1 protein-coding gene is annotated in these 653 nt (G+C 72.6%); it reads left to right on the top strand.

Annotated elements, in window-relative coordinates:
• Positions 1 to 653: carbon-phosphorus lyase complex subunit PhnI (locus tag AC08ON_RS14780; protein WP_476617169.1), on the top strand; the 653-nt coding region annotated here is incomplete at both ends.

The following is a 653-nucleotide window of genomic DNA, read 5'->3' as shown; positions in this document are numbered from 1 at the left end:
CCGCCCCGGCCGGTGCGGGTGGGCACCGAGGAGCAGCGCCGGCCGGGGCGGTTCCTCGACGTGCTCCGCAAACTGGACCTGATCGTCGACCGGCGCCGCCGGGATGATCCCGAACCGGTCGACATCACCCGCACGGCCGTGCGCCCGCCCGCCGAGCGGTCCGCCGTCCTGGCGTCGATGGCGCGCGGGGAGACCGGCGCGCTGGTCGCGCTGTGGTACCGGTCGATCCTCGGGCCGGACGGTGACGTGAACGAGGTAACCCTCGGCGAGGTGCGGCACGGCCGCGTGCCGCTGCGCGTCCGGCATCCGCACACCGGCAACCCGGTGGTGCTCGGCGAGTTCCGGGTCACCGAAGCGGAAGCGATCGAAGACCTTGACGGCGCCGACGAGGACCACACCCGGCTCGACGTCGGCTACGGGCTGTGCCTCGCCCACAACGAGCGTAAGGCCATCGCGATGGCCAATCTGGATATCGCGAACCGGCGGTTCGGGCGGAAGGGGCCGCTGGAGCAGCTGCTGCTGCTGACCGTCGACGGGCTCGACTCCGCCGGGTTCATCGAACACCTCAAGCTGCCGCACTACGTGACGTTCCGCTCGATCGTCGAGCGCAAGCAGGCCCTGCGGGCCGCCTCGGAGACCGCCGCGACGGCCGG

The sequence above is a fragment of the Frankia sp. CoWAU3 genome, assembly GCF_977971855.1.
Note: the sequence above shows the minus strand (reverse complement) of the source record. Positions and strands in the feature narration are given on the sequence as shown.